The organism is Serratia sp. NFX21 (assembly GCF_048517035.1).
Classification (GTDB): Bacteria; Pseudomonadota; Gammaproteobacteria; order Enterobacterales; family Enterobacteriaceae; genus Serratia; species Serratia quinivorans.
Genome location: NZ_CP183196.1, coordinates 5,126,670 through 5,145,632, shown reverse-complemented (window position 1 = coordinate 5,145,632; position 18,963 = coordinate 5,126,670). Strand labels below are relative to the sequence as shown.

The window sequence follows — 18,963 nt, the reverse complement described above, 5'->3', positions numbered from 1 at the left end:
ACACTGAAGCCCTTCCTGGAAGGACTTTTCTTTAAGGTGATTTTTATTTTAATTGATTATTTTTAATGGGTTATGGTGTTGTTTCGTCTGCGGTTTATCACAGGGATGCAGTTGGTATTTATCTCGGAATGTGTAGCCATATTTCACCTCAACGGCAATTCTTCAAACTTGTCGGAGGACAATCAGCTGTCGGGAACATAACGCAAATCTACAGGGATCCTAATGATATATTATTTAGTAATAAACAATAATTTTATCCACTTATTTTATTTTTGAGTTAACTTATCGTGGTTTGTTATTTTGAATGTGATTCCATGGTGACATTTAAATTAAATTTGAATGAATTCTGTGTGCGTATAATAAGTCAATTCGCTGCGGCCGGGTTCAATGTCATTATTAATAATAGGGCCATACCGGCATGGCCCCCATCATCCGCCGCTGTCAGAGAGTTGCGGCGGTCTTGATCAGCTCCACAACCAGTGGAGAAAGCTCGTTGCGTAACGCAGCGCGTTCAGACTGGAACAGCGTGGCGGCGTAAAAACGGTGCCCCGGCAACTCGATTGACCGCACGTCACCTTCGCTGTCGTGGCCGCTGATAATCAGCGGGTGCTGCTGTAGATCGGTGACAAATTCCGGATTAACGCCGAAGTTGCAGTGGTAACCTTCGTGCGTTTCCAGCTTGCCGTAGACACGGGCAGCCAGCGTATTGGGTTGGAAAATAATAGCGCCGTTTTTTTCGACCAGCGAACAGCTCAGCGGAGCAATCACCAGCCTGCCGCCAGTGTCGGTTTCTGCGTGTCCGGCGTCGTGCCAACCCATAACGTTGCGCGCGTATTCCACAATCGCATACTGGAAGCCGCCGCAGGAGCCGAGGAAGGGGATGTTTTGCTCACGCGCATGGCGGATGGCCATAAAGGCACCGTCGTCATGATTATACGGGCTGCCGGGCACCACCCAGATCGCATCATAGCCTTGCAGTACCGAAGGGGCGGTAATGGTTTCTGTGGGCAGCCAGTGGGATTGGATATCGACGTTAAGGTGTGTGGCGGTAAGCTGGAGAGCAATGGGGATGGCCTGGTGAGAAACGGCCTCGGGTTTGTAATCACCGACCAGAGCAATGCGAACTTGAGCTTTCATCATTTCCTTTTCCTGTGCGGGTAAAAAAGGAGATTACAGTAAAGCCGATCGCCAATCCGCAGTTTTTTAAACACGGCGCACAAAAAAGCCCGGCGTTGGCCGGGCTTGGTTTGGGGTTGGGCTCAGTACAGCGAAGGGGTACCGGCCGGCCGGGTTTTGAAGCGACGATGCAGCCACATATACTGCTCTGGAGCGCGCATGATCTCTTTCTCAACCACTTTATTCATGTAAGCCGCGGCGGCGATTTCGTCGCTGATAGGGTAATTTTCCAGTGCCGGTTGGATCAGCAGATCATAACCACGGCCTTTCTCGCGACGAATCAGAACCACCGGTACCAGCGCCGGCTTGGCCATGCGTGCCAGCATATAGGTCCCGCTGGTGGTAGCGGCCTGATCGACGGCGAACAACGGGGCGAATACGCTGCCGCGTGGGCCGTAGTCTTGATCCGGAGCGAACCATACGGCTTCGCCGCGCTTAAGAGCCTGCACCATACCGCGCAGGTCTTTGCGATCCAGCATGGCCTTGTTGGAACGCATACGCCCTTTGGTTTGTGCCCATTCCATCGCTTTATTGTTGTGTGGACGGTACATCGCCATCATCGGCTGGCACAGCCCCATGGCACGACCACCCAGCTCCAGCGACATAAAATGCACGCCAATTACCAGTACGCCGCGTTGGTTTTGCTGTGCCGCTTTCAGGTGATTGATGCCGGAAACGTTGAACCAGCGCTTAACGCGCTTATCTGACCAGAACCAGGCCATACCGGTTTCCAGCAGGCCCATGCCGAGGGATTCGAAGTTACCTGTCACTTTGTGTTCGCGCTGTTCCACGTCCATGTCCGGGAAGCAAAGTTCCAGGTTACGGCGAGTAATGGAAACGCGGCGTTTCAGGAAGCGCATCGAGGTACGGCCCATCCATATACCGAGCTTGTGCAGCACCGGATAGGGGAGTTGAACCAGTAAGAACAGACAGCCCAGCCCGAACCAGGTAAACCAGTAGCGAGGATGTAGCAGGGCCATTTTGAATTTTTGCGGACGCTTCATATGAACTCATTTATGCATTAAAAGGGGCAGCAACCTGTAACGCACAAGGATCCACTTAATTGCGATACGACCACTCAGACACCCAGACATCACTATTGTTTAGCCAGATTCCATAATTGACCAAATCTTTACACTCGAGGGGCGGTTCGCGCTGCTATCAGGCTTCGGAGGGAGGGCTACAGGCCCGCGAAGGCGGCTCCAGGAATGTATATTGTAACACACAATACGACCTGATAAGCAGGAGTGGCATGCGAATATTCTCATTCGCATTGACCTGAATTTGATAAAGCATCAAAGAAGAAAAAGGCGCCGCCTCTTGCGAGGTTGCGCCTTTTCAACATGCCAACTGACTAGTATCAGTTCATGCCGTATTTTTTCAATTTCTTACGCAGCGTACCGCGGTTGATGCCCATCATCAGGGCTGCACGGGTCTGGTTGCCACGGGTGTATTGCATCACCATGTCCAACAGTGGCTGTTCAACTTCAGCCAATACCAGCTCATACAGATCGTTAACGTCTTGACCATTCAGTTGAGCAAAATAGTTCTTCAGTGCTTGTTTCACCGAGTCACGCAGAGGCTTTTGAGTCACTTGGTCCTGTGAGTTCACGGTAGAAACGGTCAGTACGTCAGAATTTACGCGTTGTTCGAACATAGTTCTGTCAGCTCTTTTTTGTTACGCAAGATTTTCGAAATATGCCTCCAACGCCTCCAGCTGTTCGCTGGCATCCTCTATGGCGTTGAATGTGCGCCGAAACTGGTCATTCGGGGCGTGCTCCTGGAGATACCAGGATACGTGCTTACGAGCAATCCGGAATCCCTTGCCTTGGCCGTAAAAGCCGTGCAATTCCCGAATATGCCCTATCAACAAACGCTTAACCTCGCCAAGTGGCGGAGGGGGCAGCAGTTCCCCAGTGTCCAGATAATGCTGGATTTCCCGGAAGATCCAGGGTCTCCCCTGAGCAGCGCGGCCTATCATCAGGGCATCAGCCCCAGTGTAGTCGAGCACTGCTCTGGCTTTATGCGGGTCAGTAATGTCGCCATTCGCGATAATCGGAATGGAAACACTCTGCTTAACTGCCCGAATGCTGTCGTACTCCGCGTTGCCGTTGAACAGGCAGGCGCGGGTTCGGCCATGAATAGTCAGGGCCTGTATACCACAGTCTTCGGCCAGTTGGGCAATCTCTACACAGTTACGGTGTTCGGGTTCCCAGCCGGTACGGATCTTAAGTGTTACCGGCACATCCACAGCGTTAACTACCGCGTGGAGGATCTGTTTAACCAGATCCGGGTACTGCAGCAATGCAGACCCTGCAAGCTTCCGGTTCACTTTCTTGGCCGGGCACCCCATATTGATGTCGATGATCTGTGCGCCACCAGCCACGTTAATACGTGCCGCGGCGGCCATATCATCCGGATCGCATCCGGCAATCTGCACGGAACGGATCCCTGGTTCATCGCTATGGACCATACGCAGACGCGACTTATCCGTCCGCCACACCTCCGGATTGGAGGAGAGCATTTCGGATACAGCCATCCCAGCACCCATTGCATGACATAGGGCTCTAAATGGGCGATCTGTAATGCCGGCCATCGGGGCCGCAATCAAGCAATTTGTAAGCTGGTGGTGTCCAATGCGCATAGACAAAGAGTAACCATACTGTGTCCGCAAGGGCGCGTATATTACGCATTTTTGCGTTGAGATGAAAGGCCAAACTTTGACCAATCAGGCGCTATTCGGCAATAAAAATGCACCTCGTCAGGATCTATAAAAATATTATATATATTTAACAATGAGTTGACGAAATTTGGTCAATTAATGCTCGATAAAATATTCCCAACACAACAGAATTTTATCTGTATTGAGTCTCGATTCAGCTGGATATCGGCAGCGATATAGGCCATTTGTCAGGGTATTGCGTTGAGAAGGGGCACAATTACGCTGAAATCGCGTGGTGAAGGTTTCGATTAAAAACGCATTTGTTCACCGCCGGGGATCAAACCGGCGGTGAAGTTATTCCGACAGCCTTAGTCGATGATTACGCGGCCATTCAGCGCCTGTAGCGGACGATTGTTCGCATGCTGTACCACGGCGCGGAATTGAGCGATCTGCTCGGCAGAGGCGCTGACAGGCTTATCCAGCACCATCCAGCTTACCCCTTCGGAACAAGGGGGCGTGGTTAACGAGCCGCTGAACCGATAGAAGTTAAAGTTTTGAGGGAGCAGCGCCTTGATATCCAGCGGCGTGGTCAGCACCGCGGTCTGATCGACGGCGGTCGGCATCTGCCGCCAGGCCTGCGCCAGCTGCGGGTTGGCTTTGCCTTGCTGGAACATCAATGCCAGGACTGCCAGTGCACCCTGTTGGTCTTTATAGACAAAGTGCGCCTCAAGGGGAAATTGCTTGCCGTCAATTTCGTTTTCGCTCGGGGCGTGGAAGTGAAATTGTTGCAGCGTGAAAGTGTCGTTATCCAGCACCAGGGTATTGCCGCCGCTGACGTTTACCTGCACGGTATGGCCGTTATTGACGATCTGCTGTTTGCCTGGTTGGAAAGTCAGTTTCAGCTTGTCGTGCTGGGTTTTCAGAGCACCTTTAACATTAACCGGTGACTGGTTCTTGCCGGTTTCGCACAGCGAAAAGTCCGGAGAGAGTTTTCCCCAGTGTGCCGGATCTTCCTGACCTTCATAGCCCCAATGGGCTTGCTCTGTGGCGTTGGCCGAAAAGCCGGCGATCAGTAAAGCGGCGAGTAATAATTTCCCTTTCATTGCCAATCCTTATTGAAAAATCGTTAATAGTCTTTGGCGGGCAGCGGCTAAAAAAATCGGCTGCGATCGCGCCTGCAGCAGAATACGCCTGCTTTTTATCAGGATAAATCAGTGAAATCTTGGGGCGAAAAAAAACCACCGTAACTTGTTAAGTTATCTGTGGTTTTTATCGGAATAAAAATATGATTACTTGCGTTGACCGGTAATGCGGCACCATTCTTCGCGTTCTGCTACCGGGTCGAGCGTGAATTTATCCTCATAGGCTTGCGCCACGCTCGCTGCCTGGGTGGCCAGCACGCCGGACAGGCCCAGATGGCCGCCGGACTTCGGCAGGCAGCCAATCAGCGGTGCCAGCTCACGCAATGGACCGGCCAGAATGTTGGCAACGACCACATCGGCCAGCAGTTCGGCAGGCTGATCTTTTGGCAGATACAGCTCCAGACGCTCTGAAACGCCGTTACGCTGCGCGTTGTCGCGACTGGCCTGAATGGCCTGGGGATCGATATCGATGCCGATAGCGCGCGCTGCACCGAGCTTCAGTGCGGCAATCGCCAGAATGCCGGAACCACAACCGAAGTCGATAATGGTCTTACCGGCCAGATCCAGACCATCGAGCCACTGCAAACACAGCGCCGTCGTCGGGTGGGTGCCGGTACCGAACGCCAGGCCCGGGTCGAGCATCACGTTAACCGCATCCGGATCGGGCACGTCACGCCAGCTTGGGCAGATCCACAGACGCTGGCCGAAACGCATCGGGTGGAAGTTGTCCATCCACTCGCGCTCCCAGTCTTTGTCTTCCAGCTGTTCAATCTTGTGGCGGAAACCGGCGCCCAGCAGTGGATGCTGTTCCAGCATTGCCACCACTTCGGCCATATCGGTTTCAGCGTCGTACAGTCCGATCACATCGGTATCGCCCCACAGCAGGGTTTCGCCCGGCAGCGGTTCGAACACTGGATTGTCGTGAGTGTCCTGAAAGGTCACCGATACTGCGCCGCTTTCAACCAGCGCGTCGCTCAGGTCTTCTGCCTGGCTGCCGGTGGTGTTCAGTTTGAGTTGGATCCAAGGCATAACAATTCTCTTTTAAGAGGGTAATGATGACGCCGTCCGGCGTTTTTCGCCGACGAGGTTACCGATATAAAATGCCAGCAGGCTAAGCAGCAGCGAAGGCACGATAGGGTGCAGCCCCGCCAGTTGCAGATTAAAGCTGGCCAATAGCGTATAGCATACCGCACCCGTCACCATTGAGCTAAGCGCTCCCTGTGCGTTGGCGCGCTCCCAGTACAGGCCCAGCACCAGCGGCCACAGGAATACCGCCTCCAGGCCGCCGAACGCCAGCAGGTTTAGCCAGATGATCATTTCCGGCGGTCGCCATGCCGCCAGCAGCACCAAAAGCCCGAGGATCAAGGTGGTCAGGCTGGAAAAGCGTTTGATCAAGCGTTCGTTCTGCATCTGCTGCGGCCGTACGCCAAGGTAGAGGTCTTTAATAATAGTGGCGGAAGACTGCAGCAGTTGGGCATTAATGGTCGACATGATGGCCGCCATCGGTGCTGCCAGGAAGATGCCGGCAGCATACGGCGGCAGCACAGTGATCATCAACGTCGGGATCACCTGATCGGGGATCTTCAGATCCGGCAACACCGCGCGGCCCAGCGCACCGGCCAGATGCATACCGAACATCAGCACTGCCACTACCATGGTACCGAGGATGATACCGCGGTGTACCGCTTTGCTGTCTTTGTAAGAGATGCAGCGCACCGCAGTATGCGGCAGGCCTATCACGCCAAAGCACACCAGGATCCAAAACGAGGCCATAAACGGCAGGCTGAGGATCTGTTCACCGCCCTGGGGGGACACCAGCGCCGGGTCAATTTGGTGGAGTTTGTCCACCGCGCTGTGCAGGCCGCCAGCGGCGTGGATCACCGCCACCAGCAACAGCACGGTGCCGATCAACATTACCAGACCCTGCATGGCATCGTTCAGCACGCTGGCACGAAAGCCGCCAAAGGCGGTATACAGCGCGATGCTGACGCCAAAGATCAGCAGGCCGGTGTCGTAAGGGATGCCGGCAGCGGTTTCCAGCAGGCGTGCGCCGCCGATAAACTGCACCGTCATGGCCCCCAGGAACGCCACCAACAAACTGAGACTGGCCAACCAGACCAACAGGCGGCTTTGATAGCGACCGTACAGCATGTCGTTTAAGGTGATGGCGTTGTAGCGGCGCGCCAGAATGGCGAATTTCTTGCCCAGCACACCGAGCGATAACCATACGGCGGGCAGTTGGATCATCGCCAACAACACCCAACCAAGGCCATATTTATAGGCGGCGCCGGGGCCACCGATAAACGAACTGGCGCTGATATAGGTTGCGGTCAGCGTCATCGCCAGCACAAAGCCACCCATCGATCGGCTACCCAGGAAATATTCGCTGAGGAAATTACCTGTCTGACGGCGGCTGTAAGCGTAAACCGACAGCCCAAATACCAGCAGCAGATAGGCAACCAGCGGCAAAATAACTTCAGTTTGCATCGCCGTCCTCCAGTGAAATATCACGGAATATGCCGCGTACCATCAGCCAACACAGGCCGATAAACAGCAGTGGTACCAATAAGCAGGCCATTTCGAACCAGTGCGGCAGGCCGGTAATACCAGATTCACTGTCCGGCAGGTAGGCCGCCAGCGACCAGGCCAGCAGATACAGCAGCGTCAGACCGAGCGCCCATCGTGCTTCGCGGTGGGCTTGAATAAAGCGTGTTTCCATCAGTGTTCCCCATAGGTTTACGGTGATGGTTTTGCCAAAGGTAAGGAATTCTACGGCAAGGCCGGCTTTTGCCAAGCCGTTACAAAAGAAAAAGGCCGGTGATTAACCGGCCTTCTGTCAGGCGAGGTGGATTGCCTGCCTTAGGTTTCCTGCAGACCGAGCTTCTTCTCCAGATAGTGGATGTTGGTGCCACCGTGCTGGAAGTTTTCGTCGCTCATGATCCGCTGCTGCAGTTCAACGTTGGTTTTGATGCCATCGATGATCAGCTCAGCCAGGGCGTTCTTCATGCGGGCAATTGCCACGTCACGGTTTTCACCGTAAGTGATCAGTTTGCCGATCATGGAATCATAGTACGGCGGTACGGTATAACCGGCGTAAATATGAGATTCCCAACGCACGCCGAAACCGCCTGGCGCATGGAAACGGGTGATCTTGCCTGGGCTTGGCAGGAAGGTGTTTGGATCTTCGGCGTTGATACGGCATTCCACCGCATGGCCGTGAACCTTCACTTCATCCTGTTTGATCGACAGCGGCTGACCGGCAGCGATACGCAGCTGCTCTTTGATCAGATCCACGCCGGTGATCATTTCGGTAACCGGGTGTTCAACCTGAATACGGGTGTTCATTTCGATGAAATAGAACTCGCCGTTTTCGTACAGGAACTCGAAAGTACCCGCACCGCGGTAGCCGATCTCAACACAGGCTTTCGAGCAGCGCTCGCCGATGTAACGGCGCATTTCGCTGGTGATGCCTGGTGCCGGAGCCTCTTCAACCACTTTCTGGTGGCGACGCTGCATGGAGCAGTCGCGCTCGGCCAGATAAATGGCGTTACCCTGGCCGTCTGCCAAAATCTGAATTTCGATATGGCGTGGGTTTTCCAGGTATTTTTCCATGTAAACCATGTCATTGTTGAAAGCCGCTTTGGCTTCAGCTTTGGTCATGGAAATGGATTGTTCGAGGTCTTTGTCGCTGCGCACAACGCGCATGCCACGGCCGCCGCCGCCGCCAGATGCCTTGATGATTACCGGGTAGCCGATGCGCTTGGCGAAGGCACGGTTTTTATCCATGTCGTCGGTCAGCGGGCCATCAGAGCCTGGTACGCAAGGCACGCCTGCTTTCTTCATGGCGTTGATGGCAGAAACCTTATCGCCCATCAGGCGGATGGTTTCGGCTTTCGGGCCGATGAAGATAAAGCCGGAACGTTCGATCTGCTCGGCGAAGTCGGCGTTCTCAGACAAGAAGCCGTAGCCCGGGTGAATCGCCACTGCGCCGGTGATTTCCGCTGCAGAGATGATGGCCGGGATATTCAGATAGCTTTTTACCGATGGCGCAGGACCGATACACACGGTCTCGTCAGCCAGCAGCACGTGTTTCAGATCGCGATCTGCTGTGGAATGCACGGCAACGGTTTTGATACCCAGCTCTTTACAAGCACGCAGGATACGAAGCGCGATCTCGCCACGGTTGGCGATAACAATTTTATCAAGCATGTTCGCCTCGTTATTCGATGACGACCAGTGGCTCGTCAAATTCTACCGGTTGGCCGTTCTCTACCAGAATGGCTTTCACCACGCCGGATTTATCCGCTTCGATCTGGTTCATCATTTTCATGGCTTCAACGATGCACAGCGTGTCGCCGGCATTCACTTTCTGGCCAATTTCGATGAAGGCTTTCGCATCCGGGCTTGGCGTGCGGTAGAAGGTGCCGACCATTGGAGAACGGACGATGTGGCCACTCATGGCCGCTGGTGCTGCAGGGGTTTCGGCTGGCGCGGCAGCAACGGCAGTAGCCAGTGCTGGCTGCGGCTGTGCCGGCATTGCGTATGCCTGCGGCATCATTGGGTAAGCCTGTGCCGGGGCGGCACGGCTGATGCGAACTGACTCTTCGCCTTCAGAGATTTCCAGTTCAGAAATACCTGATTCTTCAACCAGTTCGATCAGTTTCTTGATTTTACGAATATCCATGAGTGTGATTCCGTACTCTTTTTGCGTAGCAATTAGTGGGTTTTCGACAGACGGTTAACCGCTGCCTGTAAAGCAAATGTGTAGCCATCTGCGCCGAGGCCGCAAATCACACCCACCGCAATATCGGAAAGGTAGGAGTGATGGCGGAAAGGCTCTCGGGCATGCACGTTGGAGAGGTGGATCTCGATAAACGGGATCTGCACCGCCAGCAATGCATCGCGCAGCGCCACGCTGGTATGCGTGAACGCGGCAGGGTTGATCAGAATAAAATCTGTGTTGCCGCGTGCCTGATGTATGCAGTCGATAAGCGCATGTTCAGCGTTAGACTGCAGATGGCTCAGGGTAATATCCAGTGCGGATGCCTGGTTTTCCAATCCGTTAACAATCTCTGTTAGCGTCGTGCTGCCGTACTTCTCCGGCTCACGCGTCCCCAGCAGATTCAGATTGGGGCCGTTCAGAAGCAAAATGTGAAACTTATCCGCCATTGTGCTGGTATCTCCGGCAATAAAACCATCATCGTAGAAAATAACCCGATGTCACCGATTTGTCACCTGTTAAGGGGAAAATTCACCCTGAGAACAGAAACAAGGTCGGGCATTATAACGATATCGTAGCAATTCGCAGCTAAATACTGGTCTTATCAGCGAAGATATTCAACCCAAAACCTGCAAACTGATGAGGGTGTTATCGCATTATGAGGGGTAGAACACAGAAAAGTTCCGCCTTTTAACGCCACCAATTACGGAATTTCTTGTAGCGTAGTGCCAGCAGCACGACGGCCAGCAGGGCATAAATGAAGGGCTGTGGCGAAAAGGTTTTGACCGACCACAGGTAGTGAATCGGTGCCAGGATCGCCACCAGGTACACCAGATTATGCAACGTCTGCCATTTGGCCCCCAGTTTGCGCATGGCCCACAGCGTTGAGGTTGCCGCCAGCGCCAGCAGGATCAGCCAGCTGATGATGCCGAGCGTCAGGTAAGGGCGGGTGACCAGTTCACGCCCCAACAGGCCAATATTGCTCAGTCCCAATTCAAGCGTCGAATAGCTTATCAGATGCAGCGTCCCCCAGGCAAAACACCACAGGCCCACCAGGCGGCGGCAACGGATCAACAGAGGCTGGCGGGTATAGCGTGCCAGTGGGGCGATCATCAAGGTTGCCAGCAACAGTTTCAGCGTCATCCTGCCGGTAAAATGCTGGATATCCTTGGCCGGATCGGCGCTGAACCAGCCCTGATCCACCGACAGCACCAGCCAGAGAAAGGGCAAAAATGCCGCCAGATAAATGGCAACCTTGATCCCTTTGATATGGGTTGGAGTCAAACGCACTTAGAAATTCTCCCGTAGATCCAGGCCACGGTACAGCGATGCGACCTGTTCCGCATAGCCATTAAACAGCAGGGTGGGTTGGCGTTTAACGTCCAGAATGCCGCCGGAACCGATAAAACGCTCGGTGGCCTGCGACCAGCGGGGATGATCGACGTGCGGATTCACGTTGGCGTAGAAGCCGTATTCATTCGGCGCCGACTGATTCCAGGTGGTCGGCGGCTGATCGCGCACCAGGCGGATATGGACGATCGACTTTATCCCCTTAAAACCGTATTTCCATGGGGTGATCAAGCGCAGCGGCGCGCCATTTTGCGGCGGCAGCGTTTTGCCGTACACGCCGACGGTCAGCAGTGCCAGCGGGTTCATCGCCTCGTCGAGACGCAGCCCTTCGACATAGGGATACTTCAACCCGCCGCCGATAAAGCGGTCTTTCTGGCCGGGCATCTGTTCCGGGTCGTACAACGTCTGGAAAGCGACGTAGCGTGCGTTGCTGTTGGGTTCCGCGAATTTGATCAGTTTACCCAATTCAAAGCCAATCCACGGCACCACCATTGACCAGGCTTCAACGCAGCGCATGCGATAGATGCGCTGTTCCAGCGGGAAGCGTTTGATTAAATCATCTATGTCCAGCGTGATCGGTTTGGCGACTTCACCGTCGATGCGTACCTGCCAACCTTCGGTTTTCAAGCCGCCGGCATTGGCTGCCGGATCGGCCTTGTCCAGACCGAATTCGTAGAAGTTGTTGTAGCCGGTGACTTTATCTTCGGGCGTCAAATCCAACTGGGCCTGCCAGGCGGCAGGTTTGCTGAACTCCAGCGGTTTACCCGGCGGTGCCTTGGGCCGATCGTTACCCTTAAACCATGACAGCAAATCGGCCTGCGCATTATGCGGCAGGGCCAGCGATGCGGCGGTAATGCCCAACGCCTGCAACACTTTGCGGCGCTGATAAAATACGCTCTCTGGCGTGACATCGGCCTCAGTGAGTTTTCGTTGTTTGCTCATGGTATTTTCTCCGCAATTTATGGTGTAAGCATGGCGTGAAACCAGGCCTTATGCGAGAGGCGGAGGGAAAATATGAAATTTCGCAGACGGGATAGGCCCCCGTTGCGGGGGGGCCGTCAGACTCAGCGGATTTTTACCAGGGTGCGACCGGTAACTTTGTTGTCTAACAGTGCGGCAGCCGTGGCCGGTGCCTGCTCCAGCGTGATTTCCTGGGTGGCTTGCTGGTAGAAGCTGTCCGGCAGGATACCGGCCAGGCGCTCCCAGGCGGTTTGACGGCGATGCAACGGGGTGTGCACCGAGTCGACCCCTTGCAAACGAACATTGCGCAAAATAAATGGCATCACCGTGGTCGGCAGGTGATAACCACCGGCCAGGCCACAGGCGGCGACCGTGCCGTTATAGTTCATTTGCGCCAAAACCCGCGCCAGCATAGTGTCGCCGACGGTATCCACCGCACCGGCCCACAGTTGCTTTTCCAGCGGGCGCGGAGCTTCGAGATAGCCGTCACGCGACAGGACTTCTTTGGCGCCGAGCGCTTTGAGGTAGTCGGTATTGCTTTCACGGCCGCTGATGGCCGTGACGTGATAACCCAGTGCCGCCAGAATAGCGACCGCCGTGCTGCCGACGCCACCGCTGGCACCCGTAACCAAAATGTCGCCGTCATCCGGATGTACGCCGCCTTCTTCCAGCGCCATCACGCACAGCATGGCGGTAAAGCCGGCGGTACCGAGGATCATCGCTTTACGTTCATCCAATCCGTTTGGCAACGGCACCAACCATTCCCCGGAGACACGCGCCTGCTCAGCCAGGCCGCCCCAGTGGTTTTCACCCACGCCCCAGCCGGTAAGCACCACGCTTTGGCCTTCTTTAAAACGATCGTCGCGGCTTTGGCGCACGGTACCGGCGAAGTCGATGCCTGGCACCATCGGGAAGTTACGCACGATTTTGCCTTTGCCGGTGATCGCCAACGCGTCTTTATAGTTAATGCTGGACCAATTAACGTCTACCGTGACATCGCCGTCGGGCAGTTGGTCACTGTTGATATCTTTGACGCGAGCCAGAGTTTGATCGTCTTGTTGTTCCAATAACAGTGCACGCATGTCACTCTTCCTCTTGTTTGCAATTTTGTCATGGATGGCTGGATCCGATTTAATTGACTATATGCATATAAGAAATTTATGTCCTGATAAAAGACAAAAAAGGGTGATTGAAGGTTTTCTTCGTTGATGATGCTTGGTAGTTTGGCGGCATGAACTGCCGGCGATGATCGTCAAGGATACGCCAGTGACTAATTAAAAATCAGGGTATTGTGTTGGATTCTTTTGAGCGGATTCGGGGCCTTTATACGACCAAAGGTGATAATTCACGTAACCATAACGGACAAGGCACAGGGATGCGATTTACCACCAAGCTCTCTGCATTGATCACCCTGCTTGTTGCTCTGGCGATGTTTTTGATGCTGATGGGCTGCTCATACAGTTACTTTTACGTCACTCAGGAGAGGCTGGATCGCCGCTTCAATTCGCTGATGACCTCGCTCGATCAGGCGATGCTGCGTGAATCTCCACAGGAACAGGAACAATGGTTACCGCTGGTGATGCGTCCGCTCGGTATCGTGGCCGTCAGCGTGGATACCAGCCACAGCAATCTTCTTTCTTATCATCTGCCAACGGTAAAGCAGCCCTGGGAGTCGCTCAACGGCTACCGGCAGGTTTCCCTGCCGTTGATGCAGCATCCCGGCGCTTCGCTACGCATTACCTATATTGACCCTTTCGCCAGCGACGTGCGTTCATTGCAATCCACTGCGGCTGTCACTTTGTCGATCGTCGTGATGGTGGTTATCTTGCTGCTCAGTTTGCGTTGGTTACGCGATCAGGCCGACGGGGAGGACCGGCTTGAACGCCGTGCACGCCGTATTCTTAATGGCGAACGAGAGAGCGTGATGCAGGGCGACGTGCGCGAATGGCCGGCAAACGTCAGCGGAGCACTCGATCGCCTGCTGGCGGATCTGGCGGAAGCGCGCGAGGAGCGTAGCCGGGTCGATACGCTGATCCGCGCCTTTGCCGCTCAGGACGCCAAAACCGGGCTGAACAACCGATTGTTCTTTGATAACCAACTGACCACCCAACTGGAAGAGGAAGGTTCGCACGGCATTGTCATGATGGTGCGATTACCGGATTTCGACACGCTGCGGGAAACCCACGGCAACAGTGCGGTGCAAGAACTGATGTATTCGCTGGTCAATCTGTTGTCGACCTTCGTGATGCGCTACCCGGCGGCGTTGCTGGCGCGCTATTTCCACAGCGATTTCACCGTTCTGTTGCCGCATCGCACGCTGAAAGAGGCGGACGGCATTGCCTCTCAGTTGGTTCATGCCATTGACGCCCTGCCTTCTACGGCGCTTATCGATCGCGAGGCGTTTTTGCATATCGGTATTGTGGCCTACCGCAGCGGACAAAGTACCGAACAGGTGATTGATCATGCAGAGCAGGCCACGCGCCACGCGACGCTGCAGGGGGAAAACGGCTGGTATGTCTACGACAGCCAGGTGCCGGAAAAAGGGCGCGGCAGCGTCAAATGGCGCACTCTGTTGGAACAGGTTCTGGCACGGGGCGGGCCACGGTTGTACCAGAAACCGGCAGTGACGGTGGAGGGGGAAGTTCATCACCGGGAGATCATGAGCCGGATATACGATGGGACCCAGGAACTGCTGCCATCTGAATATATGCCGTTGGTGCAGCAGTTGGGGCTGGCGGAAAGTTACGACCGCCAGCATTTGAGTCGCATTCTTCCTTTACTGGCGCTGTGGCCTGAAGAAACGCTGGCATTTACGCTGTCCGTAGATTCATTATTGCAACGCACTTTCCAGCGTTGGCTGCGTGATAGCCTGTTACAGTGTGAAAAAAGTCATCGTCGGCGAATTCTGATTGAACTTGCAGAGGCAGACGTGTGTCAACATATCGACCGTTTACGCCCGGTGTTGAGATTACTCTCTGGATTGGGGTGTCGTCTGGCCGTGTCCCAGGCGGGGTTAACCGTAGTTAGTACCTCCTATATCAAGTCCTTACCGGTGGAACTGGTCAAGCTCCACCCTGGTTTGGTGCGGAGTATTGATAAGCGGGATGAGAATCAGCTGTTCGTTCAGAGCCTGACGGGTGCCTGCGAAGGGACCAGTACCCAGGTTTTTGCCGCCAGCGTGCGGACGCGTAATGAATGGCAGACGCTGAAAGATCGCGGGATCCTCGGCGGGCAGGGTGACTTTTTCGCGTCGCCGGAACCGATAGACGCAGGGCGTAAAAAATATTCGCGTCGTTATCGTGTTTAACCTGAATGCCGGGCAAAAATTGACGTAGAATGAGCGCCAATTCATCTGGGCTATTTTATCTGTCTTTTTGGGGTTATCCCCAAACTGCCTGCGACAATGACGCCTATTTGATATAGGCTCTTGTCAGTCCTTTTCTGTGGAGCGTTGGTAGGTGCTTACCACCAACGGCAATCAGGGAATATGTTAGATTTTATGAGCTGTGTTACGCCGTTTCGTGCGCTGACAGGGTGGTAAACTGAGCCTTTGTTCAGGGAATTCAGGCCTCATCCAATTTCCGTGCATTCGAGCAGAAACAATACAGACTATTTTTCACCGAAGTAGAACGTTTTTGCGCCTTGTCGCTGCTTCGTGTGGTTGGTAAAGTAGGCGGATTTTATTTTCCGCCCCCAGCTTGCAGGATTATCCTTTAGTTATGTTTAAGAAATTTCGTGGCATGTTTTCCAATGACTTGTCCATCGACTTGGGTACCGCCAATACCCTGATTTATGTTAAAGGGCAAGGCATTGTACTGAACGAACCTTCGGTGGTTGCCATTCGCCAGGATCGTGCCGGTTCACCCAAGAGCGTTGCGGCCGTGGGTCATGAGGCTAAACAGATGCTGGGGCGTACCCCCGGCAATATCGCGGCTATCCGTCCGATGAAAGACGGCGTTATCGCCGACTTCTTCGTGACTGAAAAAATGCTGCAGCACTTTATCAAACAGGTTCACAGCAACAGCTTCATGCGGCCAAGCCCGCGCGTGCTGGTGTGTGTGCCGGTCGGCGCAACTCAGGTTGAACGTCGTGCCATCCGCGAATCCGCCCAAGGGGCCGGTGCGCGTGAAGTGTTTCTGATTGAAGAGCCAATGGCTGCGGCAATCGGTGCAGGCCTGCCGGTTTCTGAAGCGACTGGTTCAATGGTGGTGGATATCGGTGGTGGTACTACTGAAGTGGCGGTGATTTCACTCAACGGTGTGGTCTACTCTTCTTCCGTGCGTATCGGCGGTGACCGTTTCGACGAAGCCATCATTAATTATGTGCGTCGTAACTATGGCTCACTGATTGGTGAAGCGACGGCCGAACGTATCAAGCACGGTATCGGCTCAGCTTATCCGGGCGATGAAGTGCATGAAATCGAAGTTCGCGGCCGTAACCTGGCTGAGGGCGTGCCACGCGGCTTTACCCTGAATTCCAATGAAATCCTCGAAGCGCTGCAGGAGCCGTTGACCGGCATCGTCAGTGCGGTGATGGTCGCGCTGGAACAGTGTCCGCCGGAGCTGGCTTCCGACATTTCCGAACGCGGCATGGTGTTGACCGGCGGTGGCGCATTGCTGCGCAACCTGGATCGCCTGCTGATGGAAGAAACCGGTATTCCGGTAGTCGTGGCAGAAGATCCGCTGACCTGCGTAGCTCGCGGTGGCGGCAAGGCGTTGGAAATGATCGACATGCATGGCGGCGATTTGTTCAGCGAAGAATAGTCAGCCCCAGGAAGGAGGAATCGTATCGGATGAATGCGCAAAGCGAAAATCGGGTACGGTTCCTCTTTCTGTTGTCGAGGAACACGCATAATTTATGAAGCCGATTTTTAGCAGGGGGCCTTCCCTGCAACTACGACTTTTTTTAGCAGTGATTGTGGCTATCTGCCTGATCGTTGCCGACAGCCGTCTCGGTACGTTCGTGAAAATACGTAACTACATGGATACGGCCGTCAGCCCTTTCTATTTTCTGGCCAATGGGCCGCGTAAGGTTTTGGACAGCGTTTCAGAAACGCTGGCTACCCGCCAACAGCTGGAGCTGGAAAACCGTGCTCTGCGGCAGGAACTGCTGCTGAAAAACAGCGATATTCTTCTTCTTGGCCAATTCAAGCAGGAAAACGCCCGTTTGCGTGAGCTGTTAGGCTCGCCGCTGCGCCAGGACGAACACAAAATGGTCACCCAGGTGATCTCGACCGGATCTGATCCTTACAGCGACCAGGTGGTGATCGACAAAGGTTCGGACAACGGCGTTTATGAAGGCCAGCCGGTCATCAGTGATAAGGGCGTCGTCGGCCAGGTAGTCGCGGTGGCGAAAGTCACCAGCCGCGTGCTGCTGATCTGCGATGCTTCACACGCGCTGCCTATCCAGGTACTGCGCAATGATATCCGGGTGATCGCTGCAGGCAGCGGTTGTGCCGACGATTTACAGCTCGAACACTTGCCGAACAATACCGATATTCGCGTGGGCGACGTGCTGGTCACTTCCGGCCTGGGCGGCCGCTTCCCGGAAGGCTATCCGGTGGCGGTGGTGTCCTCGGTTAAAGTGGATAACCAGCGGGCTTATACCGTGATCCAGGCACGCCCGACGGCGGGTCTGCAGCGTTTGCGCTATTTGTTGTTGCTATGGGGTGCCGATCGTAATGGCGATATGCCGTTGCCGCCGGACGAAGTGCATCGTGTCGCCAATGAGCGGCTGATGCAGATGATGCCTCAGGTGCTGCCACCGGCCGATGCCATGGGGCCGCAACAGCCACTGCCGGCACCGGCAACCGGCGTTGCAGTGCCGCAAACCGCCGCACCGGCCGCGGGAGTGACCCAATGAATCGCTACCGCAGTAATGGGCGCTGGATAATCTGGCTGTCATTCCTGGTGGCGCTGGTGCTGCAAATTATGCCGTGGCCGGAACAGATCTACATGTTCCGGCCCTCCTGGCTGGCCTTGATCCTGATCTACTGGGTAATGGCACTGCCACACCGGGTTAACGTCGGCACCGGCTTTGTGCTGGGGTTGATTATGGATCTGATCCTCGGTTCTACGCTGGGTGTGCGTGCGCTGGCGCTGGGGATCATTGCCTATCTGGTCGCGTTTAAATTCCAACTGTTCCGCAACATGGCCCTCTGGCAACAGGCGCTGATCGTCGTGCTATTGTCACTGGCGATGGATGTTGTGGTGTTCTGGGCCGAGTTTTTAGTGATCAACGTTTCTTTCCGCCCAGAGGTGTTCTGGAGTAGTGTGGTAAACGGCATTCTGTGGCCGTGGTTATTCCTGCTGATGCGCAAAATCCGCCGTCAGTTCGCCGTACAGTAAGGGTATATCAATGACTTCGCTTTATCTGGCCTCCGGCTCTCCCCGTCGACGTGAATTACTGACCCTGTTGGGCGTGGCGTTTGAAATTATCCTGACGGATACCGAAGAACAACGACAGGAAGGGGAAGCTGCGGAAGTCTATGTGCGCCGTTTGGCGCAGGATAAGGCCAGGGCAGGCGTGGCGCTGGCCCAGCAGGACTGGCCGGTGCTGGGCGCGGATACCATTGTCGTGCTCAATGGCCGGGTGCTGGAAAAACCCCAAAGCGAAACGCATGCGGCGCAAATGCTGGCGGCGCTGTCGGGTAAACAGCATCAGGTGATGACCGCGGTGGCGATCGCCGATCGCCATGATGTTCTGTGCCAACTAGTGGTGACAGACGTGACATTCCGCAACCTGTCACAACAGGATATCTGCGACTATATTGCAACGGGCGAACCGATGGATAAAGCGGGCGCCTATGGAATTCAAGGAAAGGGTGGTTGTTTCGTCAGGACGATAACCGGGAGTTATCACGCGGTGATGGGCTTGCCGTTGGTCGAAACACATGAGCTGCTCAGTAATTTTGTCGCATTACGTGATGTAAGAACCGGTTGATGGGCGCTGCC

At 54.7% G+C, this 18,963-nt stretch carries 19 protein-coding genes; 5 read left to right on the top strand and 14 right to left on the bottom strand.

Annotation, left to right across the window (positions count from 1 at the left end):
• Positions 1-441: 441 nt before the first annotated feature.
• The 14 genes from ACNT1W_RS24085 to ACNT1W_RS24020 all read right to left on the bottom strand — a co-directional run bounded on the left by ACNT1W_RS24085 (position 442) and on the right by ACNT1W_RS24020 (position 13,092).
• Positions 442-1,137, bottom strand: coding sequence for a CTP synthase (locus ACNT1W_RS24085; RefSeq protein ID WP_041419072.1), 696 nt, complete (start codon positions 1,135-1,137; stop codon positions 442-444).
• Positions 1,138-1,259: 122 nt separating this feature from the next.
• Positions 1,260-2,180, bottom strand: coding sequence for a kdo(2)-lipid IV(A) palmitoleoyltransferase (gene lpxP / locus ACNT1W_RS24080; RefSeq protein ID WP_112362633.1), 921 nt, complete (start codon positions 2,178-2,180; stop codon positions 1,260-1,262).
• A gap of 356 nt (positions 2,181-2,536) precedes the next feature.
• Positions 2,537-2,833 (bottom strand): DNA-binding transcriptional regulator Fis, encoded by a 297-nt coding sequence (gene fis / locus ACNT1W_RS24075; RefSeq protein ID WP_000462905.1) that lies wholly within the window; start codon positions 2,831-2,833, stop codon positions 2,537-2,539.
• 21 nt (positions 2,834-2,854) lie between these two features.
• Positions 2,855-3,820 (bottom strand): tRNA dihydrouridine synthase DusB, encoded by a 966-nt coding sequence (gene dusB, locus ACNT1W_RS24070; RefSeq protein WP_012147118.1) that lies wholly within the window; start codon positions 3,818-3,820, stop codon positions 2,855-2,857.
• Between the two features lie 386 nt (positions 3,821-4,206).
• On the bottom strand, positions 4,207-4,941 hold the full coding sequence (locus tag ACNT1W_RS24065; RefSeq protein WP_419246249.1) for a carbonic anhydrase: 735 nt from the start codon (positions 4,939-4,941) through the stop codon (positions 4,207-4,209).
• A 186-nt stretch (positions 4,942-5,127) separates the two neighbouring features.
• A complete protein-coding gene (gene prmA, locus ACNT1W_RS24060; protein ID WP_017894177.1) occupies positions 5,128-6,009 on the bottom strand; it encodes a 50S ribosomal protein L11 methyltransferase in 882 nt (293 codons plus the stop codon).
• A gap of 12 nt (positions 6,010-6,021) precedes the next feature.
• Positions 6,022-7,467, bottom strand: a complete 1,446-nt coding sequence (gene panF / locus ACNT1W_RS24055) for a sodium/pantothenate symporter (RefSeq protein ID WP_012147115.1) — start codon at positions 7,465-7,467, stop codon at positions 6,022-6,024.
• A complete protein-coding gene (locus tag ACNT1W_RS24050; protein WP_012147114.1) occupies positions 7,457-7,699 on the bottom strand; it encodes a YhdT family protein in 243 nt (80 codons plus the stop codon). The genes panF and ACNT1W_RS24050 overlap by 11 nt, the downstream gene beginning before the upstream one ends.
• A 140-nt stretch (positions 7,700-7,839) precedes the next feature.
• The gene (accC, locus tag ACNT1W_RS24045) at positions 7,840-9,189 is read right to left on the bottom strand and encodes an acetyl-CoA carboxylase biotin carboxylase subunit (RefSeq protein ID WP_012147113.1); all 1,350 of its coding nucleotides are present in this window, start codon (positions 9,187-9,189) and stop codon (positions 7,840-7,842) included.
• A 10-nt stretch (positions 9,190-9,199) separates the two neighbouring features.
• Positions 9,200-9,664: an acetyl-CoA carboxylase biotin carboxyl carrier protein gene (gene accB / locus ACNT1W_RS24040; protein WP_012147112.1), complete on the bottom strand. Its 465-nt coding sequence runs from the start codon at positions 9,662-9,664 to the stop codon at positions 9,200-9,202.
• 32 nt (positions 9,665-9,696) lie between these two features.
• Positions 9,697-10,149 carry a type II 3-dehydroquinate dehydratase gene (gene aroQ / locus ACNT1W_RS24035; RefSeq protein WP_012147111.1) on the bottom strand — a complete coding sequence of 151 codons (453 nt, stop codon included), beginning with the start codon at positions 10,147-10,149 and terminating at the stop codon, positions 9,697-9,699.
• Positions 10,150-10,390: 241 nt separating this feature from the next.
• Entirely contained in the window at positions 10,391-10,990 is a 600-nt protein-coding gene (msrQ, locus tag ACNT1W_RS24030) for a protein-methionine-sulfoxide reductase heme-binding subunit MsrQ (RefSeq protein ID WP_012147110.1), read from the bottom strand.
• A complete protein-coding gene (gene msrP, locus ACNT1W_RS24025) occupies positions 10,991-11,992 on the bottom strand; it encodes a protein-methionine-sulfoxide reductase catalytic subunit MsrP (RefSeq protein ID WP_012147109.1) in 1,002 nt (333 codons plus the stop codon).
• 122 nt (positions 11,993-12,114) lie between these two features.
• Positions 12,115-13,092 (bottom strand): MDR family oxidoreductase, encoded by a 978-nt coding sequence (locus ACNT1W_RS24020; RefSeq protein WP_012147108.1) that lies wholly within the window; start codon positions 13,090-13,092, stop codon positions 12,115-12,117.
• Between the two features lie 293 nt (positions 13,093-13,385).
• Between ACNT1W_RS24020 and csrD the strand changes: the two genes are divergently transcribed.
• From csrD to ACNT1W_RS23995, 5 genes are all read left to right on the top strand, one after another.
• Positions 13,386-15,317: an RNase E specificity factor CsrD gene (csrD, locus tag ACNT1W_RS24015; protein ID WP_012147107.1), complete on the top strand. Its 1,932-nt coding sequence runs from the start codon at positions 13,386-13,388 to the stop codon at positions 15,315-15,317.
• Between the two features lie 412 nt (positions 15,318-15,729).
• Positions 15,730-16,773: a rod shape-determining protein MreB gene (gene mreB, locus ACNT1W_RS24010; RefSeq protein WP_012147106.1), complete on the top strand. Its 1,044-nt coding sequence runs from the start codon at positions 15,730-15,732 to the stop codon at positions 16,771-16,773.
• A 94-nt stretch (positions 16,774-16,867) separates the two neighbouring features.
• Positions 16,868-17,872 carry a rod shape-determining protein MreC gene (gene mreC, locus ACNT1W_RS24005; protein WP_026142554.1) on the top strand — a complete coding sequence of 335 codons (1,005 nt, stop codon included), beginning with the start codon at positions 16,868-16,870 and terminating at the stop codon, positions 17,870-17,872.
• Complete coding sequence (gene mreD, locus ACNT1W_RS24000; protein ID WP_012147104.1) at positions 17,869-18,357, top strand: rod shape-determining protein MreD; 489 nt, start codon at positions 17,869-17,871, stop codon at positions 18,355-18,357. The genes mreC and mreD overlap by 4 nt, the downstream gene beginning before the upstream one ends.
• 10 nt (positions 18,358-18,367) lie before the next feature.
• On the top strand, positions 18,368-18,952 hold the full coding sequence (locus ACNT1W_RS23995; protein ID WP_012147103.1) for a Maf family protein: 585 nt from the start codon (positions 18,368-18,370) through the stop codon (positions 18,950-18,952).
• The last annotated feature ends 11 nt before the right edge of the window (positions 18,953-18,963 follow it).